The organism is Bradyrhizobium genosp. A (assembly GCF_049949275.1).
Lineage (GTDB): Bacteria > Pseudomonadota > Alphaproteobacteria > Rhizobiales > Xanthobacteraceae > Bradyrhizobium.
On sequence record NZ_CP188196.1, the window covers coordinates 5,842,532 to 5,862,092 of the forward strand.

The following is a 19,561-nucleotide window of genomic DNA, read 5'->3' on the forward strand; positions in this document are numbered from 1 at the left end:
GAGACAGGCTAGGACTCATCCGTTAAATCGGCGTTAACCGTTCTGGAACCATCGCCGATTCAGCCCGGCCTCCGTATACGCAAAACAACGCATTGGCAGCCGCGACGCGGCCGCAATGTCTAGCGCGCCTTGAGGCTCTTCTTGAGCTGCGCAAAATGCTTTTTCAGCCGCGGCACGGCGAAGTCGGTGAAGGCACGAACCTTGGGCACCGAGAGCCGGCCTTGCGGAGCGATCAGATGCGCCGGCATCTCCGGATCTTCGTCGCTCGTCAGCACGATTTCGAGCTCGCCGCGCGCGACCTGCTCGGCTACCTGATACGAATACATCCGCGCGACGCCTCGCCCTGCAACGGCGGACGCCACCGCCGCTGAGGTGCTATTGACGGTGAAGCGCGGCGTGAACTGGACTGTTCGCGGTACCGATGAACCTGCCTGTGGCGCAAAGGTCCAGGAATTTGGCAGATGGGCCATCGCCACGATCTGGTGCTTGGCGAGATCGCCGGGCTCGGTGATGCGTGGGTGCTGCTTCAGATAGCGCGGCGCGGCCACCACGACGCGGCTGATCTCGCCGACCCGCATCGCCACCATCGCCGAATCCGCGAGGGGACCGATGCGGAGCGCGATATCGACGCCCTCCTCGATGAGATTGACCGCACGGTCGAACAGCAGGAGTTTTGCCGACACCGTCGGATAGACATCCAGAAACGCATCGAGGATCGGCCGCAGCACCATCTCGCCCGACACCACGGGGGCTGTGATCGTGAGCAGGCCACGCGGCGCCGTGCGCGGTCCGGCCGCAATGTCGTCGGCCTCCTCCAATTCGGTGAGCACGCGGCGGCAGACCGCGACGTAGCGCGCGCCCTCCTCGCTCAGCTTGATCGACCGCGTCGTCCGATGCAGCAGCTCGGCGCCGACCCGCTCTTCCAGAAAGGCGATGGCGCGGCTGACGGCCGCCGGCGAGCGGCCAAGCTTGCGGCCTGCGGCCGCCAGGCTGCCCTCGTCCACTGCAAGGACGAACACCTTCATCGCATCCAGACGATCCATGCCTTACCGCGGCCCCTGTCAAATTCCACTGGCAAATTAAGCGCTTGCCCCAACCGCGACAACTGCCGCCAGACGCCGATTCGGCATTCATACGCGCCGCGAAAGAATGTCTGCCGGACCGCGCGTATTCGCAGCCGGGCAGCCGGGGCGTACTTGAACGCGCAAGCCAGCCAGTGCTGGCGCGGATCAACAACAGGAGCCCGTCATGGGTATCGAACAGAAGGTCGCCATCATCACCGGTGCATCGCAGGGCATCGGCGCCGCGCTTGTCCAGGGTTTTCGCGACCGCAATTATCGCGTCGTCGCCACCGCACGGTCCGTCAAGCCGTCGGGCGACGACGATGTCCTCGCCATTCCCGGCGACATCGCCGACCGGAAGACCGCAGAGCGCGTCGTCTCGCAGGCCGTCGCCCGCTTCGGCCGGGTCGACACGCTGGTCAACAATGCCGGCATCTTCCTGGCAAAGCCGTTCACTCAATACACCGCCGACGACTATGCAGCGGTGATGGGCACCAACGTCGCCGGCTTCTTCAACATCACGCAGCTCGCCATTGCCGAGATGGAGAAGCAGGGTTCTGGCCACGTCGTCCAGATCACGACCACCCTGGTCGATCAGGCCAACTCCAACGTACCTTCGGTGCTGGCCTCGCTGAGCAAGGGCGGGCTGAACGCCGCGACCAGGTCGCTCGCGATCGAGTACGCCAAGCGGGGCATTCGGGTGAACGCGGTTGCGCCCGGCATCATCAAGTCGCCGATGCACCCGGTCGCGACGCACGCCCAACTTGGCGCGATGCACCCGGTCGGTCACATGGGCGAGATGTCCGACATCGTCGATGCCGTGCTCTATCTCGAGGGCGCCTCGTTCGTCACCGGCGAGATCCTGCATGTCGACGGCGGCCAGAGCGCCGGCCACTGAAAGCCGGCCGGGCAAGCAAATACGCAGGAGGTCGACATGACCGAATTGAATGCAGACACCAAGCCTCGGGTCCACGCCCGGCCGCATGAGCGGCCGGGCTCAACCTGGCGCTATGCGGTGGCGGGACTATCCGCATCGCTGGTCGGACTTGGCCTCGCCCGGTTCTCCTACACGCCGCTGATTCCCGCCTTGATCGCGGCGAAGTGGTTCAGCGCCTCCGACGTCGTCTATCTCGGCGCGGCGAATCTCGCGGGCTACCTCGCCGGCGCACTGGCGGCGCGAGCTGTCGCCACCCGCATCGGCGCGGTCCGCGCGCTGCGGGCGATGATGCTGCTGGCCACCCTCTCCTTCTTTGCCAGCTCGGCGCCCGTATCCATTACCTGGTTCTTCGCCTGGCGCTTCCTCGCTGGCCTCACCGGCGGCATCATCATGGTGCTGGCAGCCTCCGTCATTCTGCCGCACACGTCGCCGGCCCGGCGCGGCATCGTCGGCGGCGTGATCTTTGCCGGCGTAGGCCTCGGCGTCGCCGCATCGGGCACGCTGGTGCCGCTATTGCTGCAACAGGGCCTGCAGCAGAGCTGGTATGGCCTCGGCGTGCTTTCCGCCGTGCTCACGCTGGCAAGCTGGTGGAACTGGCCCGCCGAAGCGAAGGATGATGCTGCGTCCTCGCTTCAAGCCAGGCACCGCCGCGCATCGCCGGCCGTCCGCGCGCTGCTGGTCCAATACGGCCTGAACGCGGTGGCGCTGGTACCGCACATGGTCTTCATCGTCGATTTCGTGGCGCGCGGCCTCGGCCAGGGCATTGCCGCTGGATCACGCTATTGGGTGCTGTACGGCCTCGGTGCGATCGTCGGCCCGCTCGTCACCGGCCATCTCGGCGACCGATCAGGTTTCGGTCCGGCGCTACGCGCGGCCTTCCTGATCGAGACGGCTGCCGTGCTGCTCCCGACCGTCAGCACCGCGCCCCTCTCGCTGATCGTGTCGAGCGTGGTGGTCGGCGGCTTCACGCCCGGCATCGTGCCGCTGGTGCTGGGGCGTATCCATGAGCTCGTCCCGCACTCGGCCGACCAGCAGCGCGCGACATGGAGCCACGCCACCACCAGCTTCGCGCTGTTCCAGGCTGCCGCCGCTTACGGCTTCTCCTGGATCTACGCGCAGACCGGCGGCGACTATCTGATCCTGTTCGGGCTCGGCGCCGCCGCGGTGGCCCTCGCGCTCGCGATCGATCTTGGCCTCCCCCTGATCGTCCCCCGCAGATCCTGAGCGCGATGACGGCACGCGAGCGCGCAACTATGCGCTCCGCTCGTCAGGCCGGGATTTGCGCGCTTTTCCAACACGCCGCTGATCCAGTTTCGAGCCTTGCTTTGCCGTTTTGCGACCGCTACCTGGCGCTTGGCTTTGTGGTGCTGTGAGCAAACGATTTCAGCAATTCGGCTTGCTGCAAGACCAGCTCGCACTGCTTTCGCGCATGACTGCTCGATAGCTCAATCAATTCCGAGAGCGTTCTGGCGCGGCTCAACTCCCGCGTATATTGCAACGTCGCGCCCGCATTCACTTTCATCAGTTCGAGTACGATCGCGTGACACTCAGCGGCTGGTCCCTTCAGGAGGTCGCTTTCCGGACTGGCAAGGTCCCTCGTGTAATCCAATGCAGCGTGCACACCTGCCTTCATTGTCTCCAGGGCGCAAGCCTGCATGTCCTTGGCAATTTCCACGGCGATATCCGTGGTGGTGCTGTTGGAATCTTGCAATTGCGCGGAGCGCGACGCCAACTTCGCAGATGGCGGCATCGCGACACTCCCGTTGACTGCCGCTGGAACGGCCGTCTGAGCAGGTGACTTCGCTGTCTGCTCGACCTGCGGTCCATCGTCCCGGGCAACCGCGACCGGGCTGGGCGATACCCCCAGCAGGCCCTCGTCGATGGTGCGTCTCGCCGCCTCCGTCAGCTCCACCAGTGAACGACGCCTGGCGCGCGCAACTTCAGCAGGCTGTCTTGAGTGCGGCTTGCCCATGATCAGGCGACTCCACGATGAGATGCTTCGAGATCCAATCCCAGAGCGCAACAATTTCGTCCGAGGCTTTTCCGTTCGGAGCGAACTCGCTCACGCCCAATCCTGCGCCAAGCGCATCCTGGTGGTCGTTGCGCTGCGCGATAAAGGGAAGTGCAAGCAGGCCGAGCGAGTTCAGCGACGTTGCAGCCTCGCTCAGCCGGCCGCCCCGCGGCGGCGTTTGATTGAGCACGAAGGCAAAGCGGCGGTCGAGCTTGCGAATGGCAATCAGCGTCGGAATGGCGGCCTCGATATCAGCCGGGCTTGGACGCGCGGGGATCAGACAAAGATCGGCCCTCGCGATCGCCCGCATCGACAGGCTGTTGTTCGTGGCGGGGGTATCGATGATCGCAAGCCAGGTTCCATCCGCCTCAAGGCGCGCGAGCACCGGCTCGATCTCACCGGGATCGGCAATGCAATTGACGAGGGGATAGCGACTTTCTCGCCGCTCTTTCCACTTCGAGATCGTTCCTTGCGCGTCCGCTTCGACGAGAGCGACGCGCTCTGCGTGCTTCATCGCGGCCACGGCGAGTCCCGCAGCCAGCGTGCTCTTGCCGCTACCGCCCTTTTGCGTAACCAGAGCGAGGACGTACATGTCCTTCCCTCCCTTCACGGCAGCGAAGCGGAATTCGGTCGCCGTCGGAATTAAGTTGCATACCGCAACAAAACACTACCGCAAGTCGCGATTCGTCTCAAGCAACGGGTAGATTTCCCCGGGAAGACACGGAGATCAGGAATATCGCATCACGCCGTCGTCGATCCGGCCGAAGCGCAAGGAGACGACGTCGAGGGCGTAGTTCTGGTACAGCCGCCACGGCTGCTTCGAGCCCTGCTTCGGCATCTTGGCGACCGAGCGCTGCACGTAGCCCGAGGTGAAATCGAGCGACGGCTGCGCGCTGATCTCGGGGTCGTCATTGTGCGGCATGCACTGGCGGAAATTGTGCCGGTCCATGTAGTTGATGAGCCGGCAGACATATTCGCAGGTGAGATCGCATTTCAGCGTCCAGGACGCGTTGGTGTAGCCGAAGGCCGACGCCATGTTCGGCACGTCGGCATACATCATGCCCTTGTAGGTCAGCGTGTTGGCAAAATCGACGGCGCGGCCGTCGACGCTGATCTCGAGGCCGCCGACGACCTGAAGCACGAGGCCCGTCGCCGTCACGATGATGTCGGCCGCAAGCTCGCTGCCATCCTTCAGGCGGATGCCATCGCGGGTAAAGCCGTCGATCTCGTTGGTGACCACGGCGGCGCGCTTTTCGCGGATCGCCTTGAAAAGATCGCCGTCGGGCACGAGGCAGAGCCGCTGATCCCAGGGGTTGTAACGCGGCGTGAAATGAGTGGCGATGTCGTAGTCCGGCCCGAGCGCCATGCGCACACCCCCGAGGATCAGGTTCTTCACCTTGTCCGGCCGCCGCCGGCTGAGCTGGAAAAAGAACATCCCCCACATCACATTGCGCCAGCGGATCAGGTGATAGGCCAGCCGCGCCGGCAAATTGCGGCGCAATTTGTTGGCAACGGGATCCTGCGCCGGGCGCGACACCACGTAAGTCGGCGAGCGCTGCAGCATGGTGACCTGCGCCGCCGTCTTGGCGAGCTCCGGCACCAGCGTCACCGCGGTCGCGCCCGAGCCGATCACGATGACACGCTTGCCCGCGTAGTCGATGTCCTCGGTCCATTTCTGCGGATGCACGATGCGGCCGGCGAAATCCGCAACGCCATTGAACTCCGGCGTATAGCCCGCCTCGTATTTGTAATAGCCCGAGCACATGAACAGGAAATTGCAGGTGAAGCGAACGAGCTCGGCCGCCCCCTCGCCTGCCGTGCGTTCGACCTCGACAGTCCAGCGCGCCTCAGGCGTCGACCACGCCGCGCGCTTGACGCGATGGCGGAAGCGGATGTGCTTCTCGATGCCGTTCTCGGTGGCGGTCTCGCGCACATAGTTCAGGATCTGCGACCCGTCGGCGATCGCCTTCGGATCAGTCCACGGCTTGAACGAATAGCCGAGCGTGAACATGTCGCTGTCGGAGCGGACGCCGGGATAGCGAAACAGGTCCCAGGTGCCGCCGATGCAGTCGCGGCCCTCCAGAATGAGGTAGCTTTTGGTCGGACACTTGCTCTGAAGATGATAGCCCGCGCCGATGCCGGACAGGCCGGCACCGACGATCAGCACGTCGAAATGTTCTTTGGCTTCGGCCATGGCGTTCTCCCTCGCCACAGGATGGGCGGCGCCGGGTCGAATTGCAACCGTCAGGCAGTGGCGGCGTCGACAACGCAAGCGGTGTCGAAATATTCGTAGAATTCAACCGCCTTGCCGTCCTTGAAGCGCCAGAAATCGACCTTCGGCGTCTCCGCGACCTTTCCAGTTCGCTTGTTGGTCCAGGCACATGTGCCGCGCGCGAAAACGGCATCGCCTTGCGCGACAAACTCGTCAACCGTGTAGTACTGCATGGTCCAGTCCGCCAGCAGACCATCGAAATAGCCGCGAAGCTTGGTGCGGTCGTCGTACTGAGTGGCAAACGCCACCGGCTCGGCGCCACGCGGTATAGATCCAAAGCTGATCTGCGGACCAATGACGCTGTCGAACCAATGGTCGACGCTTTGGCCCTTGCTGTCATTCCATAACCGATAGGCTTCCGTCAGCAACCGAACATTGGCTTCACTGGACATCGCGTTCCCTCCAAATGTAATGAACGAAGGCGGCCACCCGCGGCAAAAATGGCAGGCTTTTTGTGGCTCTACCTGTGAGCGTATCAGACGGCAGGACAACAAAAAAGCCCCGGATCGCTCCGGGGCTTCTGATGTTTTGAGGCAATCGGCTCAGTACCGGTAGTGGTCCGACTTGTACGGACCTTCCTGCTTCACGCCGATATAGTCGGCCTGGTCCTTGCGAAGCTCGGTGAGCTTGACGCCGATCTTGGCGAGATGCAGGCGCGCGACCTTCTCGTCGAGCGTCTTCGGCAGCACGTAGACTTCCTTCTTGTACTTGCCGTCCTTGTTGTTGGCGAACAGCTCGATCTGCGCCAGCGTCTGGTTGGTGAAGGACGCCGACATCACGAAGGACGGATGGCCCATCGCGTTGCCGAGGTTCACGAGGCGGCCCTCCGACAGCATGATGATGCGGTGCTTGTCGGGGAATTCGATCTCGTCGACCTGCGGCTTGATGTTGGTCCACTTCAGGTTACGCAGACCCGCGATCTGGATCTCGTTGTCGAAGTGACCGATGTTGCAGACGATGGCGCGATCCTTCATCGCGCGCATGTGCTCGATGGTGATGATGTCCTTGTTGCCGGTCGCGGTGACGAAGATGTCGGCGCGGGGCGCGGCGTCTTCCATCGTCGTGACCTCGTAGCCTTCCATCGCGGCCTGCAGCGCGCAGATCGGATCGACTTCCGATACCATGACGCGGCAGCCGGCCTGGCGCAGCGAGGCGGCCGAACCCTTGCCGACGTCGCCGAAGCCCGCGACCATCGCCACCTTGCCCGACATCATCACGTCGGTGCCGCGGCGGATGCCGTCGACCAGCGATTCACGGCAGCCATAGAGGTTGTCGAACTTCGACTTGGTGACGCTGTCGTTGACGTTGATCGCAGGCCACAGCAGCGTACCGGCCTTCTGCATGTCATAGAGACGATGCACGCCCGTGGTGGTCTCTTCGGAAACGCCCTTGATGCTCTTGGCGATCTCGGCGAAGTAGCCCTTCGGCTTGTCCTTGAGCTGCTTCTTCAAGAGCGCGAAGAAGACTTCCTCTTCTTCCGAACCCGGCTTGTCCAGGAACGCGGCGTCGCCGTTCTCGGCGCGCAGACCGAGATGGACGTACATGGTGGCGTCGCCGCCGTCATCGAGGATCATGTTCGGGTGACCGCCACCGTGCCAGTCGAACAGCTTTGCGGTGTAGTCCCAGTATTCCGTCAACGTCTCGCCCTTGACCGCGAACACCGGAATGCCGGCGGCGGCGATCGCAGCCGCAGCGTGGTCCTGCGTCGAATAGATGTTGCAGGAGACCCAGCGAATGTCGGCGCCGAGCGCTGCCAGCGTCTCGATCAGCACGCCGGTCTGGATCGTCATGTGCAGCGAGCCGGCGATACGTGCGCCCTTCAGCGGCTGCTTCGGGCCGAACTCCTCGCGGGTGGCCATCAGGCCGGGCATCTCGGTCTCGGCCAGCGAGAGTTCCTTGCGGCCGAAATCGGCGAGCGAGATGTCCTTGACGATGTAATCGGTAAAGCCGGGCTTCGCGTTCATTGCGGAGGTCCTGTTGTTGAATTGGTCATTCCGGGTCGCCCTCGAGGCGAACCCGAAATCTCGATTTGATGGATTAGCGATCCCGGGTTCGCCGCTCTCGCGGCGCCCCGGAACAACGTCGGTGATCAGACCGCGCGCTTGAGCGCCTCGACGAGATCGGTCTTCTCCCAGGAGAAACCACCCTCGTTGTCGGGCGTGCGGCCGAAATGGCCGTAGGCCGAGGTGCGCGCGTAGATCGGGCGGTTGAGATCGAGATGGCTGCGGATGCCGCGCGGGGTGAGGTCCATCGCCTTGGCGGCAGCCTTCTCGAGCTCGTCCTCCGACACCTTCCCGGTGCCGTGGGTGTCGATGTAGATCGACAGCGGACGCGCGACGCCGATGGCGTAGGCGAGCTGCAGCGTGCAGCGGTCGGCGAGACCAGCGGCGACGATATTCTTGGCGACGTAGCGCGCAGCGTAGGCCGCGGAGCGATCGACCTTGGTCGGATCCTTGCCGGAGAATGCGCCGCCGCCATGCGGGGCCGCACCGCCGTAGGTATCGACGATGATCTTGCGGCCGGTCAGGCCGGAGTCACCATCGGGACCGCCGATGTAGAACTTGCCGGTGGGGTTGATGTGCCAGATGGTCTTCGGCGTGATCCAGTCCTTCGGCAGCGCCTCGCGCACATAGGGCTCGACGATGTCGCGGATCTGCTTCGACGAGATGTCCTCGACCAGATGCTGGTGCGACACCACGATCTCGCGCGCGCCGACCGGCTTGCCGTTCTCGTACTGCACGGTGACCTGGCTCTTGGAGTCGGGACCCAGGACCTTCTCGCGGCCGGAGTGACGGGCTTCGGAGATGAGGCGCAGGATCTTGTGGGCGTAGAAGATCGGCGCCGGCATCAGGTCGGGCGTTTCGTTGGTGGCGTAACCGAACATGATGCCCTGGTCGCCAGCGCCCTCTTCCTTGACTTCGCCCGGCTGCAGCGCGTCGACGCCCTGTGCAATGTCGGCCGACTGCGGATGCAGCAGGATCTCGATGTCGGCCTTCTGCCAGTGGAAGCCGTCCTGCTCGTAACCGATGTCCTTGATCGCGTCGCGAACAACGCTCTCGATCTGCTCGTTGGTAACGGACTTCGGACCGCGCGTCTCACCGGCGATCACGACCTTGTTGGTGGTGGCCAGCGTCTCGCAGGCGGCGCGGATAGCCCACGGATCGATCCCGGCTTTCGGCCCTTCGCGGTAGAACAGGTCGACGATTTCGTCGGAAATCCGGTCACAAACCTTGTCCGGATGGCCTTCGGACACGGACTCGCTGGTGAAAAGATAGGACGCGCGCATCAGTAACCCCTTGTTCCGCCACTCCAGGCGGACGTTTGCGATGTTTACCCTTGGATTATGTCAATCACGCCGGCGCGAGATGACGTAGGATTCGTCGAGAAACCAGAGCCCGTTGTACTTACGCAGCACATCCCTGGCGGCATCCAGAGTGCGGCCGCTTTGAGTCATATCTGTCAACCGGTCGTCCTCAATCTGAGCGACATACACCGCCGCATTCCACGCTGCAAAGGCCGTCGAGGTTCCGATGCTACCCGTCACCTCGTTGGGCAGCGCTTCCATATCATACCTGAAGATCGAACGGTTGTCCGCGTAAGCATTAAAATTTAAGTCGCGGCCCAACGACCCAAGCTCATACTTAACGGCGCGCAATAGCTCATGACGGCTCACCGAGAAAGGATTTTCTCCGGGCCAGATCGCCTGGATCATTTCCATGCCGGGATCGTGACCATGGGAGTGAATACCGATCAGGCGACCGCCCGGGCGCAACGCCCGAGCCAGCGGTGCAATGATCCGCTTGGCCCGGAAATTGACCGAGGACAGGGCCCGGTATGGCTGGGATGCGATGACGAGATCGAAATTGGCTTCGGTCTGGCCCGGTCGCGGAATGGTCGAATCCAGCAGGAACCGGTGGTCCTCGCGGTAGAGCACCAGGACCACCGGCCGCTCATACAGCGGCATGGCCGTGCGCGGGCTGATCGCGGCGCGCCAGTTCTGCTCCAGGAACGGCCGAAGCTCGGCGATCTGCTGCTCGAACTCGCCTGATGAGGCGCCCCGCAGCGGGACCTCATGCCAGACGGTGGCCGCGGCTGCCGCGGGCGACGCCGGCGTGAGCCAGGGCGCCTCCGAGTAGAACATGTTGGTGAAGACGAACACCGACGCCGGATGCTCGAAAATGCGGTCCGGCACCTTCTCCAGTGTCAGGCGCAAATCCTCGAGGCTGAGCTCCTTGCCGGCCACATAGAACGGCATGTGCGGATAACGCTGGTGCGTGGCACGCAGCACCCGCGCCAGCACCGTGCCGTCGCCGACACCGGCGTCGAAGATCCGCAACGCCGGGGGCCGCGGATGGATGGTGGCAAGCTCCAGCGCCACCCGGTCGGCGACGACGCGCTTCTCGCTGCAGGTGTGGACGAACAGCAAATATTTCTGCCGGTTTTCGAAGAAGCGGAAATTGCCGCGCGGATCGCGCTTTTCCGGGGGCACCTGAAGTCCCCGCGGCGGCGGCAGGCCTCCGGTCGACGCGGCCATGTAGGCCTGGATCCGCTCCAGCGTGTCGATGGTGATGCGCTTGCCCTCGCGCAGGCGCTGCACGAGCTTCCCATCGTTCACGGCACGCCGGCCAAACGTCGATTCCGCCATGTCCGCCTTGCGGCAGAACTCGGTGATTTCGCTCAGGATTTCGTCGTTTTTCATGGATGGGAAGATGGTGGGCAGGAGAGTTGGGACCTCCCTGCTAGCAAATTCTGCCCACTCAGGGAATACCCTTAGGAATTACTCCACTCCCCAATCGATTCCTCGGTACACCCCATCGTGCATTTGGCCGCGCCTACACTTGTTGGTATACGTGGCGAACGGGGATGGTCGGGGCAGGATATGTTCAGGTTGTTTTGGCTCGCCGCTTGCTTTCTGGCGGCAGTATCGGGCGGCGCATGCGCAGGTTACCTGGACGAGAACCCCGACGAATTGTTCGCACCAGTCTACGAAAGGATCGGCGCCTTGCCCGTGGCGGCCGCGCGCGATCCGTTTGTCTGGCTGCGCCTGGAAGAGCTGAAGCGCGAGCCGTGCGACCAGAAAAGCATCAGCGATCTCGCGTTGATGCTGGACAAGCTCGGCTACCGGCGAGAGGGCGCGAACGGGCTCTATAAGTTCGTCATGAATTGCGGCGCGCCGATCACGGCACTGCATCGCTCGATCGATATCTATCTCAAGCTCACCGACTATCCCCGGGCCGTGGAGGTCGCCGACGAGTTCATGCGGCGCGCACCGACCAATCACGACGCGCATTACTTGCGAGGCGTCGCGCTTGAAGGCCTGCAAGACTACCACCGTGCGCTGGCCGATTATTCGGATGCCATCGAGCTCTATGGCGCAGACAAGAAATCGATTTCGAGCCGCGTGTTTCTGCGCATGGCAGGCGCCTATGCCGCGCTCAAGCAGTTCTGCGAGGCCACGGCGCCGATCAGCCTATGGGTAGCGCTCGATCCGGCCATCCGCGATACCACCCAGACGCGGAAGATCATCGCCGACTACGAAAGCCAGGGCCACTGCGCCGCGTCGACGGGATTTCGTAAGGAGAGCTTCCCTCTCCGCGGACAGAAGGACGTCGTTACAGTCAAGGCAACGATCAACGGCGTTTCCGGACTATTCATCCTCGATACCGGTGCGACCTACGTGTCCGTGAAATCCACTTTTGCCGGCCGCGCCAAAATCCCCGACGCAGGCGCCAGTGAGATCACGCTCATGACGGCCAACGGCCAGAGCAGGGCGAAGCTCTCCAGGGCCGACAAGGTTGCGCTCGGCAAGCTGGAAGCAACCAACGTGCCCGTAGCGGTCCAGAACACGGATGACAAGAGCTACGGCGCCGGCGTCGATGGCCTGCTTGGCATGAGCTTCCTGTCGCGATTCGAAGTTCAGATGGCCGGGGGCTCCATCGAGATCCGCACCCGCCAACCGAAAAAGTAAGACCGCGTCCGCAACGACGGGATCTGAACCGGCGATCCGTTGGGGGCGACAAAGGGGTACGTTCCCTTTCTGTCGCGTCGCCGGTATCCGAGGCTCCCATGCGCCGCCTGTTTTTGGCATTCTGCCTGCTCACCGCAGCGCTGTGGTCCGCACCCGCATGCGCCCAATCGCGCAGCCAGCTCGGGCCGCTCTGCACCACCGAGACCACGCCGGCGGACCAGATGGTCGACACCTGCAGCAAGATCATCGCGCTGAAGGTTTTCAAGGGCGAGCAGCTCGCGACCGTCTATTTCTGGCGCGCGGTGGGCTGGAACAAGAAGGGCGACTACGCCAGGGTCATTGCCGACACCACCGAAGCGATCCGGCTGCAGCCGAGCCAGGCGGTCTACAATCTCAGGGGCTCGGCCTATTATGACAAGGGCGACTACGACATCGCGATTGCGGATTTCGACGATGCGCTGAAGCACGGGGCGCCTGATGGCATCATCTTCCATAACCGCGGCAATGCCTGGCGCGGCAAGGGCGATTACGCCAAGGCGATCGCCGACTACGACATGTCGATCAAGGCCGATCCGAGATCGGCATTCTCGTTCCAGAACCGCGGCATCGCGAAGGAAGCGCTCGGCGATCTCGATGGCGCGCTCTCCGACATCAACCAGGCGATCCGGCTCGATCCGACGCTGCCGCAACCGCTGATCAACCGCACCGCGATCTGGCGCGCGAAGAACGATCTCGATCGCGCCATTGCCGACGGCTCTGAGGCGATCCGGCTCGCCAAGGAGAAGCCGCCGGTCAACATCATGACGCCGCCGAACAGCGTGCTGATCTCCGCCTACACCCATCGCGCGCTGGCCTATGAGGCCAAGGGCGACTACGCGCGTGCGAAAGACGACTACAACGCCACGCTCGCGATCGTGGCCTCGGACGCCGGCAGCAAGGCCAATCAGGCCACCGCAAAAGTGCGGCTGTCGCTGGTAACCGATGCAGCCGCGCCGATCCCGCGCGATGCGCCCTTGCCGGCGACGCAGCCAGCGGAAGTCCCTGCCCCACTGCAAACCGGCGCAACACCGGTGCCCTCGCCCGCACCGACCGCTCCCGGCACTCGCATGGCGCTGGTCATCGGCAACGGCGCCTATGCGCATGTGAAGGCACTGCCCAATCCACCGAACGACGCGCGCGCCGTCGCCAAGAGCCTGCGCGACATCGGCTTCATTGTGTCGGAGGGCGTCGATCTCGACCGCGCCGCGATGCAAAGGATGACGCGCGAATTTTTGCGTGAGGCGGCGCGGGCGCAGGTCGCAGTCGTCTACTATGCCGGTCACGGCGTTCAGGTCGACGATCGCAACTACCTCATTCCCGTCGATGTCGAGCTCAAGCCGGGCACTGGCATGACCGCGGCGATGATCGACATGGACACGATCATGGCCGGCCTCGACGACCAGGTTCGTACCAACATCCTGATTTTCGATGCCTGCCGCAACAATCCGATGGCGCAGCAGATCGCAGCCGCCAGCAGCAGCCGTGGCATCGAGGGGGCACCAGGCCTCGCGGCTCCGTCGAGCCTCGGGTCAGGCGCGACGTTGGGCGCCGGCACACTGATCGCGTTCGCGACCGCACCGGGCCAGGTCGCGCTCGACGGTGAAGGCGCCAATTCGCCCTTCTCCGCGGCACTGTCCCGCCACATCGGCACGCCGGGGCTGGAGGTGCAGCAGATGCTGACGCGGGTGCGGGCCGAGGTGGTCTCGGGCACGAAGAACAAGCAGGTACCGTGGTCGAACTCGTCGCTGCTGGGCGAGGTCTATCTGACTGAGAAATGAGCATCCAAGCAGAACGCGGAGACGAGCCAAAATTGCAACAGCCGACGAGATAGTCGAATGCAACCTGCGGCTGCTCTATTCTACCGCATATCATTATCCTACAGTATAGGTGACACCGATCATCGGTGGGCTGATTGCTGGGGAAATCTGGTGCGAAAATTCATTGCCGCCGTGGGCGTTATTCTCTTTGTCATCTTCGGGTCACTGCCCGGCTTCTCTCAAGGCGCTCCGTCCGGCGAGGCAGCGCGCAAAGCAGAACTGGCCGCCGCTTGGCAGACCGCTGGCAATGCCGGCACCGCCGGTCCCGCAGATATTGCGCTGATCGACCAGGCCACGCTGAAACTGCCGGCCGGCGACTTCTTCGTGCCGAAGGCCGAAGGCATGCGGGTGATGCGCGCCCTCGGTAATACGGTTCACGACACGAATTTCGTCGGTCTTGTGCTCGGCACAAGGCAGAACGACCGATGGCTGGTCGTGATCACCTACATCAAGGAGGGCTACATCAAGGATGATGCCGCCAAGGACTGGAACGCCGACGACCTCCTGAAAAATCTCAAAGAGGGTGTCGACGAGTCCAACAAGGATCGCGCTGCCCGCGGATTCCCCGAGATGGAAGTGATCGGCTGGATCGAGCCGCCGAACTACGATGCCACATCCCATCGCCTGGTATGGTCGGTGCTCGGCAAGGACAAGGGCACGCCGGACGATGCCCGCAAGGACGTCAACTACAACACCTACGCTTTGGGGCGCGAAGGGTATTTCAGCCTGAATCTGCTGTCGGACTCGACCAGGATAGCGACCGACAAGTCCGCTGCCCATGAGTTGCTTGCCAACCTCACCTATCAATCCGGCAAGCGCTACGAGGACTTCAGCGCCTCGACCGACCGCATCGCCGAATACGGGCTGCTTGCGCTGGTCGGCGGCGTCGCCGCCAAGAAGCTCGGCCTGCTTGCCGTGCTGCTCGCCTTCGTGCTCAAATTCGCCAAGGCCATCTTCATCGGCGCAGCCGTGTTCGGCACAGGTGTGGTGAAATTCTTCCGCCGCAAGCCGCGCGACGATTCCGCCGGCGGCTCCGCATGAAGACTCTTTTTCTGCTGCTGTTCTCCGGTCTGAAATGGGGAAAGCTCGCCACCAGCGGCGGCAGCATGCTGCTGTCGCTCGCGGTCTACGCGTCGATATGGGGCTGGCGCTATGCGGCGGGGTTTATCGCGCTGCTGTTCGCGCATGAAATGGGCCACTACATCGCGGCGCGTCAGCGCGGCCTCGACGTGGGTGCGCCGGCCTTCATTCCGTTCGTCGGTGCGTGGATCGCGCTGAAAGACAAGCCGGTCGACGTGGAGACGGAAGCCTATATCGCAATCGCAGGCCCGGTGGTCGGGACGGTCGCCGCGCTCGCGGTGTATCTCTGGGCGAGATCGGAAGACAGCGGGCTCTTGCTTGCGATCTCCTACACCGGGCTGTTCCTCAATCTGTTCAACCTGCTGCCGATCTCGCCGCTCGACGGCGGCCGGGTGACGGCCGTACTCAGCCCGCGGATCTGGTTCGTCGGCGTGCCGATCCTGGTTGCGCTGATGCTGTACCGGCCAAGCCCGATGCTGCTCATCGTGGCCATCCTGGCAGCGCCGCAACTTATCAGCGCGTGGCGCTACGATCCGCACGCGCCGGAAAACGTCGCCTATTACGGCGTGCCGCTGCAGACCAAGCTCGAATATGGCGGCGCTTATCTCGCGCTCGCAGCACTACTCGCGGTCATGACTTACGATGTCCACGAGATGCTGGGACCGATGATGCGGACGGGGTAGATGACGTCACTGAGAATGTGGCGCCAGTTACTCGCCAATCATGCGGCAGACCGCGTGGGGCTTACTGGCCCCACACTTCCTTGGCGATCTCGACTGCAAGGCTGAGCTTGGCCCACTGCTCCTCCTCGGAGAGGATGTTGCCCTCCTCCGTCGAGGCAAAGCCGCATTGCGGCGACAGCGCAAGCTGCTCCAAGGGAGCGAACTTGGAGGCTTCTTCGAGACGGCGCTTGATGTCGTCCTTCTTCTCGAGCTCGCCGAACTTCGAGGTGATGACGCCGACCACGACGACCTTGTTGCCCTTGGGCAGGAAACGCAGCGGCTCGAAGCCGCCGGCGCGGTCGGAGTCATATTCGAGGAAGTAGCCGTCGTAATTGGTGCCGGCGAGCATGGTCTCGGCCACCGGCTCGTAGCCGCCCGAAGAAATCCAGGTCGAACGGAAATTGCCGCGGCAGACATGCGTGGTCACCACCATGTCAGCGGGCTTCTCGGCAAGCGCGTAGTTGATGATACGCGCGTAGATCTGCTGGAGGCCTTCCGGATTGTCGCCGCGCTCGCGCGCCTTCTGCAATTCGTCCGGCGAGCAGAGATAGGCCCACACTGTGTCGTCGAACTGCAGATAGCGGCAGCCGGCGTCGTAGAACGCCTTCACGGCCTTGCGGTAGGTCTTGCCGAGATCCTCATAGAAGGCGTCGAGATCCGGATAGACATCCTTGGAGATCGCCTTTCGCCCGCCACGGAAATGCAGCACGGCCGGCGACGGGATCGTCATCTTGGCGGTGACGTGGGCCTGGTCGGCGTATTTCTTCAGGAAGCGGAAGTGGTCCAGCATCGGGTGGTCATCGGGGAAGTCGAGCTTGTCGATCACCCGCACCGCATCGTGCCGGGTCTCAACGCCCGCGAACTGGATGCCGGCGTCGGGATGGAACAGCTCGCAGCCGGTGAGCTTGGCCAGGAAGTCGAAATGCCACCAGGAGCGGCGGAATTCGCCATCGGTCGCGAGCTTCAGGCCGACCGAGGCCTGCTTGTGCACGACCTTCTCGATCTCCATGTCCTCGATCTTGCGCAGATCCTCGGCCGAGATTTCGCCCTTCTCGAGGTTGGCGCGGGCTTCCTTGATCTTGGCGGGGCGCAGGAGGCTGCCGACTTCGTCAGCACGGAAGGGGGCTTTGGTTCGCTGCATTTATTGACTCCCGAGGATTTTTTAGTGGGCCGCCGCCCCTGCGACGCCGAGGTGGCGCTCCAGGACCGACGGGTCGGCCTTCAGCGCGGCGCTCGGGGCGTCGTGGACGATCGTTCCGCGCTCCAATATCACAACGCGGTCGGCAAGCCCCAGAATCTTTTGCGCGTTCTGCTCGACGATGATCGAGCAGATGCCGCCGGCCCGGGTGATGGTGCCGATCGCCTTCAGAAGCTCCTCGACGATGATGGGGGCCAGGCCCTCGGTTGGCTCGTCCAGCAGCAGGACTTTGGGGTTGAGGGTCAGCGCGCGGCCGATTGCCAGCATCTGCTGCTCGCCGCCGGAGAGCTGGTTGCCAAAATTGCTCCGCCGCTCTTTCAGCCGCGGGAACATCTCGTAGACCTTCTCGACGGTCCAGGGACCGGGCTGCGCCACCGCGGTCATGTTCTCCTCCACTGTCAGCGATCGGAAGATGTTGCGCTCCTGCGGCACCCAGCCAATGCCGGCGCGCGCCCGCTGGTCCGGCCGCATGGTCGTGACGTCGGTGCCGCCGAGGGTGACGTTGCCGGAGAAACGGCGGGTGACGCCGACGATGGAATTGATCAGCGTGGTCTTGCCGGTGCCGTTGCGCCCGAGCAGCGCCAGCACCTGACCCTCGGCAAGGCGCAGGGACATGTTGGGCAGCACCACGGCCTCGCCATAGCCGGCGCGAAGTGAATCGATTGCGAGCAGGTCAGACATTGACCGCCTCCTCGCCGAGATAGACCGCTTTCACCTGCGGATCGCGCGCGACCTGGTCGGGCGGGCCTTCGGTCAGCAGCGCGCCGGAGACCAGCACCGAGATGCGGTCGGCAAAGGAGAACACGAGATCCATATCGTGCTCGATCAGCAGCACGGTGACGTCGCGCGGCAGGCTACCTACGACCGCGAGAATGTCGTGGCGCCCGCTCTCCGGCACGCCGGCGGCGGGCTCGTCGAGCAGCAGCACCCGCGGCTTGGCGGCGATCGCGACCGCGATCTCGAGCAGGCGCTGCTTGCCGTAAGGCAGCGTCACGGTCTGTTCGTTCATGACATCGAGCAGATGGAAACGGGTCAGGAGATCGGCGATCTCGTCGTTGACGTCGTTGCGGGTGCCCATTCGCCGCCACCAGTCGCCGCCATGGCCGAGGCGCTCGGAGACGGCCAGGCCAATGGTTTCGAGCGGGGTGAGATCAGGATAGAGCTGGTTGATCTGGAAGGTGCGCGACAGGCCGCGCAGAACGCGCTTGTGCACGGGCAGATCGGTGATGTCCTGGCCTTCGAGCAGGATGCGGCCCGAGTTCGGCTTGAGTACGCCGGTGAGCTGGTTGATGACAGTGGTCTTGCCCGCGCCGTTCGGACCGATCAGCGCATGGCGGGCGCCCTGCTCAATCCTCAGCGACAGGTCGCGGGTGACGCGCAGGCCACCAAACGTCTTTTCGAGATTCTGGGTTTCAAGCGCGATGGTCATGCGTCGCTCTCCGGCACGGCGACGACGGCCTTGCGCCCCATCACCTGCTTGATGACCAGGTTGGGCACATAGAGCACCCAGCGATGCAGGCGCTGGCGGCCGACCAGCACGATCACAACCAGCACGAGGCCGATCCAGAACTGCCAATATTGCGGGGTGATCGTGGAGAACACCTCCTGCAATATGCGGAAGATCACCGCGCCGATCAGTCCGCCATAGAGATAGCCGGTGCCGCCGATGACGAGCACCAGCATCAGATCGGCGGAGCGGTCGAAGGCGAACACGTCGAGCGAGGCGATCGCGGTGGTCTGGGTGAATAGCGCACCTGCGACGCCGGCATAGAACGCCGCGAGCGTATAGATCGCGATCAGGCGGCGGTTGACGGGGATGCCAATGGCAGCGGCGCGGAGCGGATTGTTCTTGATCGCACGCAGCGACAGACCGAACGGCGAATGCACGATGCGCCGGGCGAGAAGGAACAGCACGAACAGAACGGCCAGCGAATAGAAGAAGCCGGCCTTGCCGAACATGTCGAACGGGATCTCACCGAAGATCGGCTGCATCTCGATACCCTGCAGGCCGTCGGTGCCCCCGGTGATGTTGGAGAAGCGCTCGGCGAGTGCCTCCAGCAGCAGCGCGATTCCGAGCGTCACCATCAGCCGGGTCAGGTCGACACCGCGGATCACCAGGAAGCTGGTGGCGAAGCCGAGCACCATCGCAGCCAAGCCCGCGGCGATCAGCGCCAGCACCGGCTCGTTGATGATGCCATGCAGCGCCAGCAGCCCGGCGGCATAGGCGCCGACGCCGAAGAAGGCGGCGTGACCGAGCGATACGATGCCGGCATAGCCGAGGATGAGATCGAGCGACATCGCAAACAGCGCCAGCCGCAGGATGTCGGTCATGATCAGATAGCGCGTGGGAAACAGGAAGCCGCAAGCGAGCACGACGAGCCAGAAGGCGGCCTCGCCATAATGCCAGCGCGCCTGCCGCTGGGCGTGGTAACCGACGTCGGAAGAAGCGTTCATCG

At 63.7% G+C, this 19,561-nt stretch carries 18 protein-coding genes; 6 read left to right on the forward strand and 12 right to left on the reverse strand.

All coding sequences use genetic code 11. The features are described 5' to 3' along the window. Positions 1-119 precede the first annotated feature (119 nt). Positions 120-1,043, reverse strand: a complete 924-nt coding sequence (locus ACP2YP_RS27380; protein WP_426419367.1) for a LysR family transcriptional regulator — start codon at positions 1,041-1,043, stop codon at positions 120-122. A gap of 205 nt (positions 1,044-1,248) precedes the next feature. Between ACP2YP_RS27380 and ACP2YP_RS27385 the strand changes: the two genes are divergently transcribed. Beyond that, on the forward strand, positions 1,249-1,959 hold the full coding sequence (locus ACP2YP_RS27385) for an SDR family NAD(P)-dependent oxidoreductase (protein WP_426419368.1): 711 nt from the start codon (positions 1,249-1,251) through the stop codon (positions 1,957-1,959). Between the two features lie 36 nt (positions 1,960-1,995). Then, the gene (locus ACP2YP_RS27390) at positions 1,996-3,222 is read left to right on the forward strand and encodes a YbfB/YjiJ family MFS transporter (protein ID WP_426419369.1); all 1,227 of its coding nucleotides are present in this window, start codon (positions 1,996-1,998) and stop codon (positions 3,220-3,222) included. 118 nt (positions 3,223-3,340) lie between these two features. On the opposite strand, the gene ACP2YP_RS27395 is transcribed toward ACP2YP_RS27390, so the two are convergent. The 7 genes from ACP2YP_RS27395 to ACP2YP_RS27425 form a co-directional block, all read right to left on the reverse strand. Then, positions 3,341-3,970 (reverse strand): phasin family protein, encoded by a 630-nt coding sequence (locus ACP2YP_RS27395; RefSeq protein WP_426419370.1) that lies wholly within the window; start codon positions 3,968-3,970, stop codon positions 3,341-3,343. Then, positions 3,939-4,601 carry an AAA family ATPase gene (locus tag ACP2YP_RS27400; RefSeq protein ID WP_426419371.1) on the reverse strand — a complete coding sequence of 221 codons (663 nt, stop codon included), beginning with the start codon at positions 4,599-4,601 and terminating at the stop codon, positions 3,939-3,941. Before ACP2YP_RS27400 ends, ACP2YP_RS27395 begins: the two co-directional genes overlap by 32 nt. A gap of 135 nt (positions 4,602-4,736) precedes the next feature. Continuing rightward, complete coding sequence (locus ACP2YP_RS27405) at positions 4,737-6,203, reverse strand: flavin-containing monooxygenase (RefSeq protein WP_426419372.1); 1,467 nt, start codon at positions 6,201-6,203, stop codon at positions 4,737-4,739. Between the two features lie 50 nt (positions 6,204-6,253). Further along, on the reverse strand, positions 6,254-6,673 hold the full coding sequence (locus ACP2YP_RS27410; protein ID WP_426419373.1) for a nuclear transport factor 2 family protein: 420 nt from the start codon (positions 6,671-6,673) through the stop codon (positions 6,254-6,256). A 150-nt stretch (positions 6,674-6,823) separates the two neighbouring features. Beyond that, positions 6,824-8,245: an adenosylhomocysteinase gene (gene ahcY, locus ACP2YP_RS27415; protein WP_426419374.1), complete on the reverse strand. Its 1,422-nt coding sequence runs from the start codon at positions 8,243-8,245 to the stop codon at positions 6,824-6,826. 125 nt (positions 8,246-8,370) lie between these two features. Then, a complete protein-coding gene (gene metK, locus ACP2YP_RS27420; protein WP_426419375.1) occupies positions 8,371-9,567 on the reverse strand; it encodes a methionine adenosyltransferase in 1,197 nt (398 codons plus the stop codon). 60 nt (positions 9,568-9,627) lie between these two features. Then, the gene (locus ACP2YP_RS27425) at positions 9,628-10,980 is read right to left on the reverse strand and encodes a hypothetical protein (RefSeq protein ID WP_426419376.1); all 1,353 of its coding nucleotides are present in this window, start codon (positions 10,978-10,980) and stop codon (positions 9,628-9,630) included. Positions 10,981-11,160: 180 nt separating this feature from the next. On the opposite strand from ACP2YP_RS27425, the gene ACP2YP_RS27430 reads away from it, so the two are divergent. From ACP2YP_RS27430 to ACP2YP_RS27445, 4 genes are all read left to right on the forward strand, one after another. Then, positions 11,161-12,249, forward strand: coding sequence for a TIGR02281 family clan AA aspartic protease (locus tag ACP2YP_RS27430; protein WP_426419377.1), 1,089 nt, complete (start codon positions 11,161-11,163; stop codon positions 12,247-12,249). 98 nt (positions 12,250-12,347) lie between these two features. Next, complete coding sequence (locus tag ACP2YP_RS27435) at positions 12,348-14,066, forward strand: caspase family protein (RefSeq protein ID WP_426419378.1); 1,719 nt, start codon at positions 12,348-12,350, stop codon at positions 14,064-14,066. 150 nt (positions 14,067-14,216) lie between these two features. Next, positions 14,217-15,146 (forward strand): DUF2167 domain-containing protein, encoded by a 930-nt coding sequence (locus tag ACP2YP_RS27440; RefSeq protein ID WP_426419379.1) that lies wholly within the window; start codon positions 14,217-14,219, stop codon positions 15,144-15,146. Then, complete coding sequence (locus ACP2YP_RS27445; RefSeq protein ID WP_426419380.1) at positions 15,143-15,868, forward strand: site-2 protease family protein; 726 nt, start codon at positions 15,143-15,145, stop codon at positions 15,866-15,868. Before ACP2YP_RS27440 ends, ACP2YP_RS27445 begins: the two co-directional genes overlap by 4 nt. Positions 15,869-15,929: 61 nt before the next feature. Here the strand turns inward: ACP2YP_RS27445 and ACP2YP_RS27450 are convergent, their stop codons facing one another. From ACP2YP_RS27450 to ACP2YP_RS27465, 4 genes are read right to left on the reverse strand one after another with little or no spacing between them, the layout of a single operon-like run. Next, the gene (locus ACP2YP_RS27450; RefSeq protein WP_426419381.1) at positions 15,930-17,048 is read right to left on the reverse strand and encodes a cobalamin-independent methionine synthase II family protein; all 1,119 of its coding nucleotides are present in this window, start codon (positions 17,046-17,048) and stop codon (positions 15,930-15,932) included. Positions 17,049-17,069: 21 nt separating this feature from the next. Then, positions 17,070-17,786 (reverse strand): ABC transporter ATP-binding protein, encoded by a 717-nt coding sequence (locus tag ACP2YP_RS27455; protein ID WP_148775284.1) that lies wholly within the window; start codon positions 17,784-17,786, stop codon positions 17,070-17,072. Beyond that, positions 17,779-18,534 (reverse strand): ABC transporter ATP-binding protein, encoded by a 756-nt coding sequence (locus tag ACP2YP_RS27460; protein WP_426419382.1) that lies wholly within the window; start codon positions 18,532-18,534, stop codon positions 17,779-17,781. The genes ACP2YP_RS27455 and ACP2YP_RS27460 overlap by 8 nt, the downstream gene beginning before the upstream one ends. Further along, on the reverse strand, positions 18,531-19,559 hold the full coding sequence (locus ACP2YP_RS27465) for a branched-chain amino acid ABC transporter permease (RefSeq protein ID WP_426419383.1): 1,029 nt from the start codon (positions 19,557-19,559) through the stop codon (positions 18,531-18,533). Before ACP2YP_RS27465 ends, ACP2YP_RS27460 begins: the two co-directional genes overlap by 4 nt. Between the last annotated feature and the right edge of the window lie 2 nt (positions 19,560-19,561).

Coding starts and splice junctions, on each gene's coding strand:
- ACP2YP_RS27380 (WP_426419367.1), bottom strand. CDS start 1,043: ATGGATCGTCTGGATGCGATGAAGGTGTTCGTCCTTGCAGTGGACGAG.
- ACP2YP_RS27385 (WP_426419368.1), top strand. CDS start 1,249: ATGGGTATCGAACAGAAGGTCGCCATCATCACCGGTGCATCGCAGGGC.
- ACP2YP_RS27390 (WP_426419369.1), top strand. CDS start 1,996: ATGACCGAATTGAATGCAGACACCAAGCCTCGGGTCCACGCCCGGCCG.
- ACP2YP_RS27395 (WP_426419370.1), bottom strand. CDS start 3,970: ATGGGCAAGCCGCACTCAAGACAGCCTGCTGAAGTTGCGCGCGCCAGG.
- ACP2YP_RS27400 (WP_426419371.1), bottom strand. CDS start 4,601: ATGTACGTCCTCGCTCTGGTTACGCAAAAGGGCGGTAGCGGCAAGAGC.
- ACP2YP_RS27405 (WP_426419372.1), bottom strand. CDS start 6,203: ATGGCCGAAGCCAAAGAACATTTCGACGTGCTGATCGTCGGTGCCGGC.
- ACP2YP_RS27410 (WP_426419373.1), bottom strand. CDS start 6,673: ATGTCCAGTGAAGCCAATGTTCGGTTGCTGACGGAAGCCTATCGGTTA.
- ahcY (WP_426419374.1), bottom strand. CDS start 8,245: ATGAACGCGAAGCCCGGCTTTACCGATTACATCGTCAAGGACATCTCG.
- metK (WP_426419375.1), bottom strand. CDS start 9,567: ATGCGCGCGTCCTATCTTTTCACCAGCGAGTCCGTGTCCGAAGGCCAT.
- ACP2YP_RS27425 (WP_426419376.1), bottom strand. CDS start 10,980: ATGAAAAACGACGAAATCCTGAGCGAAATCACCGAGTTCTGCCGCAAG.
- ACP2YP_RS27430 (WP_426419377.1), top strand. CDS start 11,161: ATGTTCAGGTTGTTTTGGCTCGCCGCTTGCTTTCTGGCGGCAGTATCG.
- ACP2YP_RS27435 (WP_426419378.1), top strand. CDS start 12,348: ATGCGCCGCCTGTTTTTGGCATTCTGCCTGCTCACCGCAGCGCTGTGG.
- ACP2YP_RS27445 (WP_426419380.1), top strand. CDS start 15,143: ATGAAGACTCTTTTTCTGCTGCTGTTCTCCGGTCTGAAATGGGGAAAG.
- ACP2YP_RS27450 (WP_426419381.1), bottom strand. CDS start 17,048: ATGCAGCGAACCAAAGCCCCCTTCCGTGCTGACGAAGTCGGCAGCCTC.
- ACP2YP_RS27455 (WP_148775284.1), bottom strand. CDS start 17,786: ATGTCTGACCTGCTCGCAATCGATTCACTTCGCGCCGGCTATGGCGAG.
- ACP2YP_RS27460 (WP_426419382.1), bottom strand. CDS start 18,534: ATGACCATCGCGCTTGAAACCCAGAATCTCGAAAAGACGTTTGGTGGC.
- ACP2YP_RS27465 (WP_426419383.1), bottom strand. CDS start 19,559: ATGAACGCTTCTTCCGACGTCGGTTACCACGCCCAGCGGCAGGCGCGC.